Below are 15,511 nucleotides of genomic sequence, written 5' to 3' on the forward strand. Positions count from 1 at the left end.
TCCACCAGTGCAAGCACCAGCTTCATCGTTCGACTTGCATGTGTTAAGCACGCCGCCAGCGTTCATCCTGAGCCAGGATCAAACTCTCCATCAAAAAATTAAAAGAGAGAAACAACAACCTAAATAAATAATCCAACTCTGCCGGAAAAACAGAGCCTCACAGGACTAAAAACCAAAGGCTGTTGCATAATCCATGGCTAATGTCGCAGATATCTATCACGGGGGTGACAGACCTGCGACCATAACCAATGTAAATAATTGGTTTTCAACAAACTTGGCACACTATTGAGTTCTCAAGCTACGAATGCTGCCGGCACCACCAAAAGAATTCTTTTGGATCGCTCCGGAGCAACTTTTCTATCTTACCGGAACCGTATTCTGAGTGTCAACTCAGTGTTCTCAGTTCCGAAGGGATAGAGGATTGGACCTGACGGTCCTGTTTCGCGCTACATGTCCGGGTAAGTTCCCTTCGCAATGAAGCGCGGATAGTTACTCTAGCACCAGGTTCCGCGGAATGTAAACTCCGCGGAAAACCCCCTAGTTATCGGCCTGAAGCAGCATGGAGGGACGGAAAACCCACTGGCCCTCCCAGCGCGAAAAGAGTGCGAGCGCGTCGGTCAACATCGCTGCACGGAAGAAGACTGAGTCCACTGCGCTGCTGTCGGCATCTGACGCTCGATAACCCTCGAGGAACTTCGCTGAACACTCCTCGTACCATTGACCGAAGTTCACCGGTCTTGGTGAGTCCTCAGCCTTCCCGGATTTTGGAGCATCTTCGGACGCCTGTGGGCCGTTTTCCAAGTCCGCCGGCGCCGCCTCCTGCGTAAGCGCTTCGCTAGCCACCTCCATCACAACGTTGGCCAGGGACATCAACCCGGTTGTCACATCTCGGAACCCTGGCGCATGCTCTTCAAACCCACCAGCTTCGCTGACCACCCATCTGTCTGAGGTGAGCCGATGAAACTGCGAGAAGCTGAGCTGCCCGTGAATGCGTTGGAGCAGCAGCGGCTCATCAGCGTCCCGCAGCTGCATGCTCATCAAGTCAATAACCTCGCTGAGATCAGCAGCTTCGTCCTCGTCGAACTCGTCTCGCACTTTGCGCCACTGAGCCAGCAGCGCGTGCTGCGCCTCTGAAGCCGAGGCTTTCAGCTGTTCCGGGGTTTGGGGGTACGCTCCGAGGGAACCCGCCAAGTCGGCGTGAAAGTTCCCCAACAGCTTGCCGAGAGCTCGTGCGTTGTCTGAGAAGGAGCTCCCGACTTGCAGAGCCTCACGCGCCATGGTCAACGCTTCAGGCGCCTCACTACCCGCTTCTCGGATAACGACCAGATTTCCCGTCAGCCACTCAGCGCTGCTCCAGCCGCGACCCGGGGCTCTTTCCTCCCAGGCGCCAGTCACAGTGCCAAGCACTCGCGATATGGCCGTGGAGTGCGCCGCGGTGAGGGTCTGGACCGTTTCCACCAGTAGCTCGCGCCTGGGACCAGGGCGTCGTGGAAAGTCGAGTACCACCTTGTGCTGCCAGTCGGAGTCTTCTGTGCCGCTGGGCTGAACCATGGTCCGAGTGCTCTGCGGCAAGACCGGTTCCGCTGGTTGCCTGCGCAAATCCAAGGTGAAAGCCTCCCGCTGATCGAACCCAGCGTAGGCATGGCCGCGGGACCGCCCATTGCGGCTTCCCTGCTGCCGACGGGCCATCTCCAGCACCGCTGCAAGGAATGCGCGGTCGCGCGCTCCGTCATAGACCCACCACTCATTGCCATCCCGGGTGGTGAGTTTGCCGATGAAAGCGGCTTTGCCTGCCAGCGCAGAAGGCCTCGAACGCAGAGCGATCGGCACCGAGATCCTAACCGGAGGTCCTCCGGTGCCTTCTACGTTTGTCACCTCAAAAAGGTGCAGTTCTAGCAGCAGCTGCGAGTCGGCGTCACCCTCCGGCGGCGGCAGACGCAGACCGCCCACTCGCGTCAGAGCACGGCGTCCCCTCGGCGTAGTTGGAAACCACGACTGATTGGCCAGCCAGTTGCCAAGGATGTCGAGAAAACCGGGCTGTTCTTCCCCACGAATGCGAGAATACTGGTTCACTGCTGACGGACCCCCTGCCGGAGGGTGGACACTTCGTAGAGGCTGATGCCTACGGCCATTGAGGCGTTGAGCGACTCAGTGGCCGCCGCAATCGGGATCGAAACGATCGCGTCGCAGGTTTCGCGAACCAGGCGGGAGAGTCCACGGCCCTCAGAGCCGACCACAATCATCAGGGGCTGGTCGGCTAGATTCAGATTGGGAAGATTCGTGTCCCCGTCACCGTCGAGACCAGCAACGAAATAGCCCTGCTCCTGAGCATCCTTGAGCGTTTGGGTCAGGTTCTTAGCTTTCGCCACCGGAATACGCGCGGCAGCACCTGCAGAGGTCTTCCACACTGTGGCGGTGACGCCTGCACTGCGCCGTTCGGGAATGACGACGCCGTCTGCCCCGAAGGCAGCAGAGGCCCGGAGTATGGCGCCCAAGTTCCGAGGGTCGGTAATGGAGTCACACGCCACCAGCAGCGGAGGTTGGGCGATGTGCCCCTTTGCGGAGGCCTCGATCAGTTCCGCCGTGAGCTCGGCCGCGTCTGGGTAGTCGTACGGCTCCAGGACGAGGGCAATTCCCTGGTGCACGGCATCACCAGTGCTGGTATCGAGCTGCCGACGGCTGACCTCTTTCACTCGAACTCCCTGCTCAGCGCAGTGCTGGAGGGATTCCCTGACTCGACCGTCAGTCTCGATGTCTCGGGCAACGAGCAGTTGCTTGGCCGGCACACGCTCAGCCAATGCTTCGACCACGGCGTTCCGACCAGCGACCACGTCATCGGCGCCGTATCCGGAACCGGAAGTGCGTGCTCTGCTGCCAGGGCGTTTGGCCGCAGCTCTCTCTGCCATCTGTTTCTGGCGGTGAGCCTTGTGATAGACCCGGTCCTCGGCTTTGGGAGTCGGCCCCTTACCTTCGAGGCGACGCTTACCCTGGCCCCCTGTTCCTTTGGTGGGGCCTTTGCGCTCTTTCCTTACCGCGGACGTCTTCGGTCTGGAATCTCTCGGCATGGTCACCCTCCACTCTTGACGGACCATTGCGTACCCTGCGGAGTGTCCTCGATGTGCACTCCTGCAGAGGCAAGCTGATCTCTGATCGCATCGGCCTGGGCGAAATCCTTGGCTGCCTTCGCTTCTGCACGGCTGCTGAGCATACTCTCCACCAGCTGTGCCAGAGCCGTCTCCCCGGGGCCTCCTGCGACCTGGGGCTCAGGCACCTCGCTGATGCCCAGAATCTGGAGCATCGCAGCTGTCTCCGACGCCAAGCCCTGGGCGGCTGAGGCGTCGCCGCGATCCAAAGCAGTGTTGCCCGAACGCACCGTCTCATGCAGCACGGCCAGCGCGGCGGGAACGTTGAGGTCATCATCCATGGCATCCCTAAACGCTGACGGGACACGGGCGCGCCGGCCCTCTGCGCCGTGCGGCAGTGCGCGGTCGAGGAAGTGCTCGATACGCTCCAGGGCCGCTTCAGCCTCCTGCAGCGAGCCCGGCTTATACACCAGTTGGGAGCGGTAGTGCGCCTGCCCCAGGAAGTAGCGAACCGCTTTCGGCCGCGCTGCAGCCAGCATCTCCTCAGGAGAGACGGTGTTGCCCAACGATTTGGACATCTTCTCTCCGTCAAAGGTGACCATCCCGTTATGCAGCCAGAACCGGGCGAAGCCATGCCCGGCCGCAGCCGACTGGGCAAGTTCGTTCTCGTGATGGGGAAAGCGCAGGTCGAGGCCGCCGCCATGAATGTCGAAGGTTTCTCCGAGGTACTTGGTAGCCATCGCAGAACACTCCAGGTGCCATCCCGGACGGCCTCTCCCCCAGGGTGACTCCCACGCGGCGGTCTCGGGCTCGCCAGGCTTGTGACCCTTCCAAAGAGCGAAGTCGCGTGGATCGCGCTTTCCTCGCGGATCAGCGTCGGGAGCATCCTGCATCTCGTCGAGGTTCTGCCGGGTCAGCTCGCCGTAGGCCGCCCAGGACCGTACGTCGAAGTAGACATCCCCAGAGCCATCGGTGGACGGGTAGGCGTGGCCGGATTCTACGAGGCGCTGAATCAGCGTATGCATCTCTGTGATGTGGCCGGTGGCCCGAGGCTCATGGCTAGGCCGACGGACACCCAACGCATCATAGGCATTGTGGAAGGCCTGTTCGAACCGGTAGGCCAACGCGAACCACGGCTCATGAGCCGGATAATCAGAGTCTGCTTGGAAGTCAGGAGCATAGGAGGCAGCTGACTTCTCGAGAATTTTGTCGTCAATGTCGGTGACGTTGCGCACGCTCAGGACCTCGTATCCTGAAGCCTCGAGCCAGCGGATCAGGATGTCGAAAGCCACTGCTGATCGCACGTGTCCGACATGCGGATTTCCCTGGACAGTGGCACCGCAGTAGTAGAGGGACACCTTCCCCGGTTCCAGGGGCTGGAAGTCATGCACCTGCGCGGTTCTGGTGTCGTAGAGTCTCAGGGTCACGGGCCAACCTTACCGGCTCAGGAGCAGAAATCCGCTGTGGTCAGTAAAGCACGGCGGTTGCTGTAGCCGCGATGCCTTCGCCGCGGCCGGTGAAGCCCAGCCCGTCGGAGGTCGTAGCTGAGATCGCCACGGGCGCACCCGCGGCCTCGGTAAGCACCTGCTGGGCCTCCTCCCGGCGGGTCGCGAACTTCGGGCGGTTACCGACGAACTGGACGGAGACGCTGCCAATCCGGTACCCGGCATTCCGCACAATCTGTGCCGCCTCGGATAACAGCACGAAGCCGCTGGCTCCCCGATATTCGGCTCGGCTGGTGCCGATCGTGTCAGCCCCGAAATGCGTGCCCAGGTCCCCCATGCCAGCAGCGGAGAACAGCGCTGCACACGCGGCATGGGCCACGGGGTCCGCATCTGAGTGACCCGCGAGGCCCCTTTCGCCTGGCCAGTGGAGTCCTGCGAGCCACAGCTGGGCGGACTCTTCCGGCGATGCGAAGGCATGGATGTCGTGACCGATTCCTACGCGTGGGACTGCGAGACCTTGAGCCCCCGGTAGTACTGCGGGGGGAACCTCGGCCTGCTGGCCTTCGGTTTCGGCAATGAGTGCGCGGACAGTGAGGAGGTCAAGGCTGGTGGTGATCTTCAGGGCGTGTGGGTGACCTTCTACGACCGCGACCTTCTCGCCGAGATTTTCGACCATCATTGCCTCATCGGTGAGGTCAGCGGCCTCCTCCTCAGGAAGCTTGTCAATGTGCGAGAAGGCACGCTCCAGCAGTTTGAGAGTGAATCCCTGCGGAGTCTGTACTGCACGCAGCTGTTTGCGCGGCAGGGTCTGCGCTACCTGCGCCGAGGCGTCGACCCGCTTGATGGTATCCGTGACGGGTAAGGCCGGGACCACACACTGTGCTCCTGCGTCCAGGGCTTCCAGTACGCGATGGAAGACCTCGGTGGGAGTGAGCGCACGAGCGGCATCGTGCACCAGGACCTGAACAGGACCACTCCAGGACTTGCGCTGAGCGTGCTGCTGCACTGCCCTCACCCCGGAACTGACCGACTCCGTACGGGCCTCACCTCCGGGGATCGTGAGGACCTCAACGCCGCAGCGGTCGGCAACCACGGCACTGGTGGCAGCGAGCTGCTGTTTAGCGTGAGGCTCCCGGGGGAGCACCAGCACCACCAGGTCCAACTGCAGAACGCCGCTGACAGCGTCTAACGCATGCTCCAGCACGGTCCGGTCTGTCACTGGGACCGCAGCTTTGGGCATTCCCAGTCCCAATCGCGTCCCAGACCCGGCCGCCACCACGACCAACGCCCGGCGACGGACCGTGCGTGTGAGCACAGCATCATCCGGGCGTTGCGTCATGTATGGAATTCTAAATGCTCGTCAGCGCCAGATTACGCTGAGGCAGGAACGGTTTCTCGAAGGACGTCGTCGAGCAGGTTCTCAGCGTCTTCCTCCTCCAGCTCTTTTGCGAGTCGGAGTTCTGAGACCAGGATGCGCCGAGCCTGGGAGAGCATCCGCTTCTCACCGGCGGAGAGGCCCCGATCGTTCTCCCGCCGCCAGAGGTCCCGTACGACCTCGGCGAGCTTGTGAATGGAACCGGAAGCCAACTTCTCTACATTGGCCTTGTACCGGCGTGACCAGTTGGTCGGCTCCTCTGTGTGCTCCGCCTTCAGCAGGCCGAACACTTTCTGCAGTCCCTCTTCATCCACTACGTCACGAACGCCAACCAGGTCGACGTTGTCAGCAGGGACCTTGATGGTCAGATCCCCTTCGGAGACCCGCAGAGTGAGGTAAGTCTTCTCCTCGCCCTTGAAAGTTCGCATTTCCACCTCTTCAATGGTGGCTGCACCGTGGTGCGGGTAAACGACTGTCTCGCCGACTTCAAAATTCATGTAATTATTCCCCTTTCCCGCAGATAAGTTTATCACGCCAAGGGGGTCACCGGCGTGTCGCTAACCCCTGTACGGCGGGCAGTATTAGAGTTCGCCGCGCAATATTTCTTCTACACAAAGTAGAACTGTGCGACGATCGAGTAGTCTGGTGCTATTGGTTCGCGCACCCATTCGTCTGAAGGAGTTCCCGCGGTGAAGTACACCTCCCCGGCCCATCGTGCAGCTGCGGCAGCTGTGCTGGTCGGCGCTCTCAGCGCCACCGGCTGTTCAGCCATCAACTACCAGGCGACCACACATGTGTACTCCGGCTCCGACGGAACCATGTTCGACGCGGAGGACGTGGCGCTGCGGCATATGGCGCTCGTCGCTGGCGAAGAGAACGGCGCTGCGCGGCTTCTGGGGTTGGCGTCCCACACCAACCCCACTGCCGACAGTCCGGCGGAGGTATCCCTCGCGGTGGCTGGTGACACCTTCGACCTGACCCTCGAACCGGGAGAGGCGATCAACCTGGAGCATGACGAAGAGCTGATTGTCTCAGCCATTGACTCCGGTCCCGGTTCACTCCAGGAAGTGACCGTTACAGCTGACGGCACTGAGGAGTCCTTCTATGCCACTGTGGTGGACGGCACCCTGGAGGAGTACAGGGACCTCTTGCCGGACGGCTTTGACGCCACGGTTCTGGATCACCTTGAGCACGGTCCTGACACATGGGGTGGCGGAGCAGCTCATTTCGACGCCGAGGGCGACGACCACTGACCAGGCGCACTGCAGCACCCCAAAGCCCCCTCCTTCTCCGCTGAGCAGGCAGGGGGTTTTGCTGTTCCTCGGCATGATCACCGATCCGCTCACTTGCGTAACGCACGTCACAGATGGACTTAGGGGTCCGGATGTGGTGTGATTCTGTTGCCCGTGTGAGACGAACCACATGCCGCTTCCTCGGGCTGCTTACCTTCACTACGGATCGTCGGGCACGTACCTGCCCGTGAAAGGGACCCACTATGGCTTCTGTGACCTATGACCAATCGAGCCGAATCTATACGCCGGGAGCACGGCCCGCCATCAACCAGCTTGATCTGGAGGTCGCCGACGGCGAATTTCTAGTTCTGGTCGGGCCGTCTGGCTGTGGCAAGTCCACTGCACTCCGCATGCTCGCAGGGCTGGAGGAGGTCAACGAGGGCCGCATTCTCATCGGCGGCGAGGACGTTTCGCACGTCTCTCCCAAGGACCGAGACATTGCGATGGTCTTCCAGAACTATGCGCTGTACCCACACATGTCAGTGGCGGAAAACATGGGCTTCGCACTCAAGATTGCAGGAGTCTCCAAGGACGAACGCGCTAGGCGCGTGCGGGATGCCGCCAAGATTCTAGACCTTGAGGCGTATCTGGATCGCAAGCCAAAGGCCCTCTCCGGTGGTCAGCGACAGCGTGTGGCGATGGGGCGCGCAATCGTGCGCAGCCCCAAGGTCTTCCTCATGGACGAACCGCTTTCGAATCTGGATGCCAAGCTCCGTGTACAGACGCGTACCCAGATTGCCGCTCTCACCCGTGAACTGAAGACCACCACCGTGTACGTCACTCACGACCAGGTGGAGGCTATGACCATGGGGGACCGCGTCTGCGTACTCAAGGACGGCGTGCTCCAGCAGGTGGACAGCCCCCGCAACCTCTACGATGCTCCTGCCAACGTCTTCGTCGCGGGCTTCATCGGCTCTCCGGCGATGAGCCTGTTCAAGGTCAAGGTGGACTCGGGTGAGGTGCTCCTGGGCAATGAGCGCCTCACTGTCCCTGGAGTGGATCTTCGAAGCAAATCCGAGGTAATCCTCGGGATGCGTCCTGAAGATATGGAGGTCTCCAACGACGCTGCCGGCATCGCGATGGTTGTCGACGTCCTTGAGGAGCTCGGAGCTGACGCCTACATCTACGGGACTCCCCAAGACGTTCACACATTCCAGCCCCTCATTGTCCGTGTGGGAGGCCGCCGTCCCCCCGCCAAAGGCGAGAAGGTCTACATACACCCGGCGCCGGAGCATGTGCACCTGTTCGATGTGGAGACCGGCCTGCGCCTCAACGGAGATATCCCGGAGCACACTCCGCATGCCACGCTTGATGATGTCGAGGCCCTGGCCGAGGCTGAGGATTAGTCCTCAGCGCCAACTCAGGCGTCATGACTCATTAACTGGCAACAGCTGAATAAAGCGGCGGAAAGTGGTGATTCTTCGCACTTTCCGCCGCTTTTTGGCTAATTCACACTGCGTATCGTGTATCTATCCAGTAAACGTCCAGCAGCACTCTCGTAGTGTGGAGCCATGGCTAGAAATGCACTCTCAATTGCTATTACTATCCTGCTCACAATCGTGTTCATTTGGCTTGCCTGGTGGCTGCTGACTGAGATCATCAGTATCGTGGGCAGCGTCATCCTGTCGATCATCATTGTGGTGCTCGCACTGTTCGTCCTGCGGGGCATCACGCGAGCTGCAAGCTAGCAGGACAGCCTGAAATTTAACCGATAGCACCCAATAACCAAAGGAGTATTCACATGCGCGGTGGCGGAATCTACATCGGCGGCGGCCTCTTGACCATTATTGCAATCATCATCATTCTGGTGGTTCTTCTCTGAACTGAACGGCCAATGCTGCGGAAGCCTGTGCGAGTCACTCGCACAGGCTTCCTGGCGTTAAGGAGGTCGAGCTCAGACCCTGAGCCTGGTGCTCTCACGTGGGTTTGTCCGATACTTTAGGAGCATGGACACTGAGCCCGTCGCGCCCGATCCACCCAGGGCGCCCACCTTGAGCGAAGCTCCCGTCAAGCTAGTCGCTACTGATGTGGACGGGACGATCCTCTCCTACGGGGAGTCGATGACGGGGGATCTCTCAACCCGCACTGTTGAGGCGTTCCAAGCCGCTCAGGAAGCAGGCATCGCGGTGGTTCTGGTGACGGGCAGGCCGGTGCGCGGTCTGCGCGGCATAAGCAGCACCCTTGGCTTGTTGGGCCCTGTGATCGCCTCCAATGGTGCAATGACCTACGATCTCGCGGCTGATACGCCGCTGGATCATCAACCGCTGGCAGCTCAGTCGATGTTCGAGGTGAAGGACCTCATCCTAGAGTTGGACCCAACGGTCACCTTTGCGGCGGAGACTCCAAGAATGGTGCATATGGAGGAGTCATTCGCCCGCGGATCTCTGTGGTTCGAAGACAAGCGCCGACGTGCGGTCGGGATCCGCGACGAAGAGCTCCTGCTGGGCCCGCTGGATGAAACTCTCCAACGGACTTCCGACTGGCACCCGCAGGCTGGACCATCCGGGCCCCAGATCCCGGTCCTGAAGCTTCTGGCCAAAACCCATGCGATGGCAGCCGATGACTTCATCGCTGCTGCGCAGGAGCGGATCGGCCATATGGTGACCGTGACGCATTCCGCCCCCGGGATCAGTCTCCTCGAGATCTCCGCCAAGGGTGTAAACAAGGCTCAGGCACTGCGCCGATACGCTCAATCCCTGGGAATCGGCGCGGAGCATACGATCGCCTTCGGAGACATGCCGAATGACATCGAGATGCTTCAATGGGCGGGGACCTCGTGGGCGGTCGGATCAGCCCACCCGATGGCACGCTCGGCAGCCGATCGCATAGCAGGACCCTGTGAGGACGATGGCGTGGCTGAAGTGCTGGAACTGCTGCTGAAAGGGCAGTTGCCCAGATGAGGTGTGCAGCCGGCCAGGGGACGTGCCAGCATCCGAATCGGCCTGTGCCATACCTTCTGAATTCTGCGCCAGGCCGGTTGCACCGCGCGCCGCTTGCGTTTGCGCACCGTGGAGCCGATCCTGCCCGGGAGAACACCATGGGCGCCTTTCACCGTGCGGTAGCTCTGGGGTTTCGTTATCTCGAGATCGATGTGCGCACCTCATCTGACGGTCGGTTGGTGATCTTCCACGACGAAACACTCGAACGGGTGACAAACGGTGCCGGCAGACTCTCCGATCACACGTGGGACCAGCTGAGCAGGCTGCGCGTCACTTCAAGTGTGGAGGCTGATCCCACAGACACCACCTCACCTGGTGCGGCAGAGCCCTTAGTGCTGTTCGAGGAGGCGCTGGTGGCGTTCCCTGACACTCATTTCAATGTAGATCTCAAGGACAAAGAAGCTGCGGCACACTTTGCTGAGATCGTCGACCGACTGGGAGCTCATCACCGTGTGTTGGCTACCAGTTTCAAAGATTCCCGAAGGCATCACCTCAATCACCTCCTGGCCCAGCCGGTGGCGACCTCGGGTGGCTGGACTTCCGTAGCTCTGATGGTGCTGCTGGGCCCGCTGGGCGGTTTTCGCAGAATCTCTCGGCGGATCGCACGCATCGACTGTGTTCAGGTGCCGATTCGGCACACCCGCATACCGATTGTGCGCCCTAAGTTCGTCAGACGTTGCCACCGCGCAGGACTGCAGGTTCATGTGTGGGTAGTCGATGACCCTGTTGAGATGCACCGGCTGTTGGATATCGGGGTGGATGGAATCATGACCGACGACGCCGAAGCACTCGCTGGTGTGATGCGCCAGAGGTCAGTCTGGCCGCAGACAGATTCTCAGCCGTTATAGCCCAACCGCCCTGCACCTCTGGTCAAGGTGGCGGTCAGGAGCAACCGTTAGGCTGAACCCATGCCCACAGAGATTCTGATTGCGCTGGCCCAGGACGCCACGGCCGGGTCGGAGGCAGTCCCGTGGTGGTTGCGATTCGGAGTGCTCGTCTACGGTGCCCTACTGGTCGCGGCCTTCATGATCTATGCGCAGACTAAGCATCAGCGGCCATGGAACGTGCTGTGGGTGTTGATCATCGCCTTCGTTCCGATACTCGGCGCCCTCTGCTACTTCATTGCCCAGACCGTCATCTCTCGGCGGAAGAGCGGCAGACTGGTGAAAGGGCGTGCGGAGACGATGGCCCCCGAAGAGTACGGGCCCGAGGCAGCTGGGGATTCCCCAAAGACCTGACCGCCGGGCGCTCCGCGACCTCCGAAGTACTCCACCACACCCCTGACTCGCCCTTTGGTGTGCCGTTTGGAGGGTGGCGCAGACTAGGGTGAGTTCATGGCTTCACTTCGCACCGCCACACCCCACCGCTTCGCCGCAATGGCAGTCCATGCCTATACCGCCCTGGGGGTGGTCCTTGCGCTGCTGATGGTCCACCTTTCTTACGCCGGTGAGGTCGAAATTGTCCTGTGGCTCTTTCTCGCCGCAATGATCATTGACGGCTCGGACGGCTTTCTAGCGCGCCGTTTCCGCGTCAAGGAGGTAGTACCAGGGTTTGATGGTGCACTGCTAGACAACATCATCGACTACATCACCTATGCATTCGCACCGATGGTCCTCCTGTGGAGCACAGGGTATCTGCCGGAGGGTTGGGTCGGTGGAGTCATTGCTTCCGTGCCCCTGCTTGCCTCCTGCTACCAGTTCTGCCGCAGCGACGCGAAGACAGATGACCACTTCTTTCTGGGGTTCCCCAGCTACTGGAACATTGCGGCGTTCTACCTGATTGTGCTCGGCGCTGGCACCGGAGCCACGACCATCACGTTGATTGTGCTTACAGTGCTGGTCTTTGTCCCGATCAAGTATGTTTACCCTTCCCGGACGGAGACTGCATGGTGGCCGACCATGACTCTCACCACTGTGTGGCTGGGCGTCTATGCGCTGATTTTGGCGCAGTTTCCCTCACCGAGCATGTGGCTGATAGCCCTTTCCGGTGGCTACGTGCTCTACTACGCGGTCCTGAGCCTGCACCTGACACTGTCACGGCGGAGTGAAGCGCAGCTGGCCTAGCTCAGGTGGCCCGCTGCGGACGGGTCAGCCAGTGCCGCCGCGAGTTCCCCGGCGGTCGGCGGCTGAGCTCCGAAGCGCGAGGAGGTGATCGCTGCGGCCTGAGCGGCAGTGTGCAGCACCTCGGCGACATCACGCTCCGAAATATTCCCCAGGGCGTCCCGCTGAGCCGCCCCAAGCAAACCCCGCTCACGCAGACTGGAGAGCGTTGCCGCCATGAAAGAGTCACCTGCTCCCACGGTGTCGGCGACGTCGATGGGGAAAGCTGGCTGTTCGACGAATCCCGAACGGGCGAGCGCCATGGCCCCCGAGGCTCCGCGGGTCACGGTGACCAGCGCTGGCCCTAGTTCCAGCCACGCTTGCATGGTGTCGGAAAAGCTGCGTTCAGGGTAAAGCAGCTCGAGATCGTCAGTGGAGGCTTGCACCACGTCCGCCAGAGTCACGAACTCTTCCGTCTGCTGCCGAGCCAAGTCCCGGTTCGGCACCAGAGTTGGCCGGTAGTTGGGGTCATAGGAGATGGTCGAGGTTTCCCGCACTTGGCGCAGTACCGCTTTGACCACTGAAGCGCCCGGTTCGATCATGGCCGCCAGGGAACCGGTGTGCAGGTGCCCAATAGCGCCTGCGGCCTGCGTCAGTTCGGTGGCGAGCTCATCGGCCGGTGGCAGCGACCAGTCCAGCGAGAACTCGTAACTGGCCTGGCCGGTCGGATCCAAGGTGGCTGTAGCCACGGAAGTGGGTTGCTCATCGGCTTCGAGCACGGAGATGATCCCTTGCGCCCTGAGCGCCCGCGCAATCATGCGTCCGTAGTCATCATTTCCGCGCCGGCCTGCAAACACTACCTTGTGCTCCAGCAGTGCTAGTCCGACGGCCACGTTGAAGGGGCTCCCCCCAACATGCGCTTTAGGGGCAGACGTCTCTGATTCGACAACGTCTACCAAGCATTCACCAATGACTGCCAGGTACTGATCCACCCTTCTAAGCTACCGCACAACAGCCGACTTGAGCAGGTTGAGGTGCCTGCCCAAGTGGACCTCACGCCACTGTCACTGCTGCTGCCAGAGCGCGAATCCTCCCAGAAGGTTCTTGACCGGATGATGAGGAAACCGCTGCCTAAGCACGGTCAGGGCCTGCCGCGACCGGATGCCATGCTCGCAGTAGACCACTGCGGGTGCGTCCTCAGTCGCGCTCTCCAACCCTGGCGGAGGGTGGTCCGCATGCCAAAGCTCCATCAGCGGAAGGTTGACTGCTGATTCGATGTTCCCAGCGTTGTGTTCATGCGGTTCGCGCACATCCAGGATCAGACCAATCCTTCCGCTTGCGGCAGCTTTCCGGAGCTCGGCTGGGGTGAGGTCGTCGTCCTGTTTCGGTTCACCCGTGAAGGGGTTGAAATCAATGTCTGCGACCAAGTCACCTTCCTCCGCCTCTGCCGTCCCCGCGGTAGTCCCGCTTGAGGCGCTGGCAGCTGGGGTTCGCGGAGCGGCAGCATCGGGGGCATCACCGTTGCCCATCCTGGTCACCGGCGTCCTCTGCGGGTCCGGCCGCAGCCGGAACTCCCCGAAGTGAGAGTTCAGCGCGTCATAGGTGATGACCCGGCCAATGAGCGGCTCACCGATTCCCGCCAGAAACTTGATGGCCTCAGTGGCCATCAGGGAGCCGACGACGCCAGGAAGGACGCCGAGGACTCCGGCTTCTGCGCAGGTGGGCACCTCACCGGGATCCGGGGCTTCCGGGTAGAGATCCCGATAGGTGGGTCCCCGCTCCCCGGAAGGCAGCTGCGACCAGAAGAGGCTCACCTGACCCGAGTAGCGCAGTATGGACCCTGACACTAGCGGTTTGCCCGCAATCTCGCAGGCATCGGAGACCACATAGCGGGCGGCAAAGTTGTCCGAACCGTCAATGACGATATCCGCCGGTGCGACCAGGTGCAGAGCGTTGGCTTCGGTAATCGCCTCCTGATGCTCGGTAATCTGAACCTCTGGGTGCAGCCCTCGCATCATTGCAGCGGCTGAGCTGGTCTTAGGCTGCCCGATTGTGTCCTCTGAGTGGATGACCTGGCGGTGCAGGTTGGTGCGGTCGACGACATCGTGGTCAATGATGTCGATATTGCCCACCCCGGCGGCGGTCAGGTAGGTAAGGATAGGGGCCCCGAGGCCGCCTGCACCGACAACTACTGCCCTGGACGTCAGCAGTTTGGACTGGGCGTCGATGCCGAAACCGGCTAGGGCGAAGTGCCGCTGAAAGCGCTCAGCCTGGCTGCGGGTGTAGTTGCTGAGACCACTCACGTCAGGTCCTCCAGGGGGTTGATGATGCCCGCAGCAGGGGACGAGGCGAGCGCATGTTCGCGCTTTGGTATGCGGCCGGCCCGCGCAGAGTGCAACCCCGCCTCTACGGCCAAGCGCATGGCCTCTGCCATAGCGGTGGGATCTTGGGCTCGCGTGACCGCGGAAGCGACCAGAACCGCTGAGCAGCCCAGCTCTATAGCCAGTGCTGCTTGGGAAGCGGCGCCGATCCCAGCATCGAGCACTACCGGGACCGCGGCCCTGGAGCATATGAGTTCAATGTTGTGCGGATTCAGGATGCCCAGACCGGTGCCGATAGGTGCGCCTAACGGCATAACCGCAGCCGCCCCGGCCTGTTCCAGGCGCAGCGCAACTGCCGGGTCGTCACTGGTGTAGACCAGTGGGGTGAATCCTCTGTCGGCGAGCTGTTCGGTAGCCTCCAGCGTTTCGATCACATCAGGCAGCAGAGTGCGCTCATCGGCGATGACCTCCACCTTGATCAGATCGGTCTCAAGGGCTTCGCGCGCCAACTCCGCGGTCAGCACGGTGTCTTTGACGGTGTAACAACCGGCGGTGTTCGGCAGCACGTCAATTCCCAGACGCTCCAACATAGAGAACACCGACGTCTTGGTCTCTGGAGTGTACCGGCGCATGGCCACCGTGGTCAGCGTGGTCCCAGACTGCACCAGTGCTTTCTCCAAGGCGCTCAGATCTGTGATGCCGCCGGTGCCCATAATGAGGCGGGACAGCAGTGAGTAGCTGCCAATTCTCAGCGCAGAGGACTCCACCTTCAGCCCCCCTGCACCGCGGTGACGATCTCCAGCTCATGGCCGGCGCCCAACTCGGTGGTCGCCCAGCGGCTGCGTGGAACCACCTCACCATCGAGTGCTACGGCAACACCTAAGCGCCCCCCGTCCACTGGGGCGCCTGCATCGGTGAGTTCTCGTCCGGTGGTGCGGGCGACGGCGTCGACCACTGTTGCCTGTTCAGGAAGGTCTACGTCACTGTCATTGATGCGGACTGTGGTCATAATGCCAG

The 15,511-nt window shown here is 61.3% G+C and carries 16 protein-coding genes and 1 rRNA gene; 7 read left to right on the top strand and 10 right to left on the bottom strand.

What is annotated here, in order from left to right; translation table 11 throughout:
- From D3250_RS00005 to D3250_RS00030, 6 genes are all read right to left on the bottom strand, one after another.
- Positions 1–94: ribosomal RNA gene (locus D3250_RS00005) — 16S ribosomal RNA — on the bottom strand; the annotation flags it as partial.
- A 443-nt stretch (positions 95–537) separates the two neighbouring features.
- Complete coding sequence (locus D3250_RS00010) at positions 538–2,073, bottom strand: maltokinase N-terminal cap-like domain-containing protein (protein ID WP_119901319.1); 1,536 nt, start codon at positions 2,071–2,073, stop codon at positions 538–540.
- Positions 2,070–3,065 carry a 23S rRNA (guanosine(2251)-2'-O)-methyltransferase RlmB gene (gene rlmB, locus D3250_RS00015; protein ID WP_119901321.1) on the bottom strand — a complete coding sequence of 332 codons (996 nt, stop codon included), beginning with the start codon at positions 3,063–3,065 and terminating at the stop codon, positions 2,070–2,072. The genes D3250_RS00010 and rlmB overlap by 4 nt, the downstream gene beginning before the upstream one ends.
- Before the next feature lie 2 nt (positions 3,066–3,067).
- On the bottom strand, positions 3,068–4,510 hold the full coding sequence (cysS, locus tag D3250_RS00020) for a cysteine--tRNA ligase (protein ID WP_119901323.1): 1,443 nt from the start codon (positions 4,508–4,510) through the stop codon (positions 3,068–3,070).
- Between the two features lie 40 nt (positions 4,511–4,550).
- Positions 4,551–5,867, bottom strand: coding sequence for a 2-C-methyl-D-erythritol 4-phosphate cytidylyltransferase (ispD, locus tag D3250_RS00025; protein WP_119901325.1), 1,317 nt, complete (start codon positions 5,865–5,867; stop codon positions 4,551–4,553).
- A 32-nt stretch (positions 5,868–5,899) separates the two neighbouring features.
- Positions 5,900–6,400, bottom strand: coding sequence for a CarD family transcriptional regulator (locus D3250_RS00030; protein ID WP_119901327.1), 501 nt, complete (start codon positions 6,398–6,400; stop codon positions 5,900–5,902).
- 192 nt (positions 6,401–6,592) lie between these two features.
- Between D3250_RS00030 and D3250_RS00035 the strand changes: the two genes are divergently transcribed.
- The 7 genes from D3250_RS00035 (at position 6,593) to D3250_RS00060 (ending at position 12,197) form a co-directional block, all read left to right on the top strand.
- A complete protein-coding gene (locus D3250_RS00035) occupies positions 6,593–7,156 on the top strand; it encodes a hypothetical protein (protein ID WP_119901328.1) in 564 nt (187 codons plus the stop codon).
- Positions 7,157–7,398: 242 nt separating this feature from the next.
- The gene (locus tag D3250_RS00040) at positions 7,399–8,541 is read left to right on the top strand and encodes an ABC transporter ATP-binding protein (RefSeq protein WP_119901330.1); all 1,143 of its coding nucleotides are present in this window, start codon (positions 7,399–7,401) and stop codon (positions 8,539–8,541) included.
- Positions 8,542–8,706: 165 nt separating this feature from the next.
- Positions 8,707–8,883: a hypothetical protein gene (locus D3250_RS11740; protein WP_158583024.1), complete on the top strand. Its 177-nt coding sequence runs from the start codon at positions 8,707–8,709 to the stop codon at positions 8,881–8,883.
- 258 nt (positions 8,884–9,141) lie between these two features.
- Positions 9,142–10,095 (top strand): Cof-type HAD-IIB family hydrolase, encoded by a 954-nt coding sequence (locus D3250_RS00045; protein ID WP_119901332.1) that lies wholly within the window; start codon positions 9,142–9,144, stop codon positions 10,093–10,095.
- On the top strand, positions 10,092–10,982 hold the full coding sequence (locus tag D3250_RS00050) for a glycerophosphodiester phosphodiesterase family protein (RefSeq protein WP_119901334.1): 891 nt from the start codon (positions 10,092–10,094) through the stop codon (positions 10,980–10,982). Before D3250_RS00045 ends, D3250_RS00050 begins: the two co-directional genes overlap by 4 nt.
- 60 nt (positions 10,983–11,042) lie before the next feature.
- Entirely contained in the window at positions 11,043–11,372 is a 330-nt protein-coding gene (locus tag D3250_RS00055; RefSeq protein WP_119901336.1) for a PLD nuclease N-terminal domain-containing protein, read from the top strand.
- Positions 11,373–11,468: 96 nt separating this feature from the next.
- The gene (locus tag D3250_RS00060) at positions 11,469–12,197 is read left to right on the top strand and encodes a CDP-alcohol phosphatidyltransferase family protein (protein ID WP_119901338.1); all 729 of its coding nucleotides are present in this window, start codon (positions 11,469–11,471) and stop codon (positions 12,195–12,197) included.
- Here D3250_RS00060 and D3250_RS00065 read toward each other — a convergent pair.
- From D3250_RS00065 to thiS, 4 genes are all read right to left on the bottom strand, one after another.
- Positions 12,194–13,165: a carbohydrate kinase family protein gene (locus D3250_RS00065; protein ID WP_119901340.1), complete on the bottom strand. Its 972-nt coding sequence runs from the start codon at positions 13,163–13,165 to the stop codon at positions 12,194–12,196. The genes D3250_RS00060 and D3250_RS00065 overlap by 4 nt on opposite strands.
- A gap of 72 nt (positions 13,166–13,237) precedes the next feature.
- The gene (moeB, locus tag D3250_RS00070; RefSeq protein WP_119901342.1) at positions 13,238–14,476 is read right to left on the bottom strand and encodes a molybdopterin-synthase adenylyltransferase MoeB; all 1,239 of its coding nucleotides are present in this window, start codon (positions 14,474–14,476) and stop codon (positions 13,238–13,240) included.
- Entirely contained in the window at positions 14,473–15,207 is a 735-nt protein-coding gene (locus D3250_RS00075; protein WP_119902193.1) for a thiazole synthase, read from the bottom strand. Before D3250_RS00075 ends, moeB begins: the two co-directional genes overlap by 4 nt.
- A 56-nt stretch (positions 15,208–15,263) precedes the next feature.
- Complete coding sequence (thiS, locus tag D3250_RS00080) at positions 15,264–15,503, bottom strand: sulfur carrier protein ThiS (RefSeq protein WP_119901344.1); 240 nt, start codon at positions 15,501–15,503, stop codon at positions 15,264–15,266.
- Positions 15,504–15,511 lie beyond the last annotated feature (8 nt).

It is taken from the genome of Nesterenkonia natronophila (assembly GCF_003595215.1).
Classification (GTDB): Bacteria; Actinomycetota; Actinomycetes; order Actinomycetales; family Micrococcaceae; genus Nesterenkonia; species Nesterenkonia natronophila.

Bases quoted from the DNA above. Each gene is read 5' to 3' on its own strand.
- rlmB (WP_119901321.1), bottom strand. From the start codon at position 3,065: ATGCCGAGAGATTCCAGACCGAAGACGTCCGCGGTAAGGAAAGAGCGC.
- ispD (WP_119901325.1), bottom strand. From the start codon at position 5,867: ATGACGCAACGCCCGGATGATGCTGTGCTCACACGCACGGTCCGTCGC.
- D3250_RS00030 (WP_119901327.1), bottom strand. From the start codon at position 6,400: ATGAATTTTGAAGTCGGCGAGACAGTCGTTTACCCGCACCACGGTGCA.
- D3250_RS00040 (WP_119901330.1), top strand. From the start codon at position 7,399: ATGGCTTCTGTGACCTATGACCAATCGAGCCGAATCTATACGCCGGGA.
- D3250_RS11740 (WP_158583024.1), top strand. From the start codon at position 8,707: ATGGCTAGAAATGCACTCTCAATTGCTATTACTATCCTGCTCACAATC.
- D3250_RS00045 (WP_119901332.1), top strand. From the start codon at position 9,142: ATGGACACTGAGCCCGTCGCGCCCGATCCACCCAGGGCGCCCACCTTG.
- D3250_RS00050 (WP_119901334.1), top strand. From the start codon at position 10,092: ATGAGGTGTGCAGCCGGCCAGGGGACGTGCCAGCATCCGAATCGGCCT.
- D3250_RS00055 (WP_119901336.1), top strand. From the start codon at position 11,043: ATGCCCACAGAGATTCTGATTGCGCTGGCCCAGGACGCCACGGCCGGG.
- D3250_RS00060 (WP_119901338.1), top strand. From the start codon at position 11,469: ATGGCTTCACTTCGCACCGCCACACCCCACCGCTTCGCCGCAATGGCA.
- D3250_RS00075 (WP_119902193.1), bottom strand. From the start codon at position 15,207: ATGGGCACCGGCGGCATCACAGATCTGAGCGCCTTGGAGAAAGCACTG.
- thiS (WP_119901344.1), bottom strand. From the start codon at position 15,503: ATGACCACAGTCCGCATCAATGACAGTGACGTAGACCTTCCTGAACAG.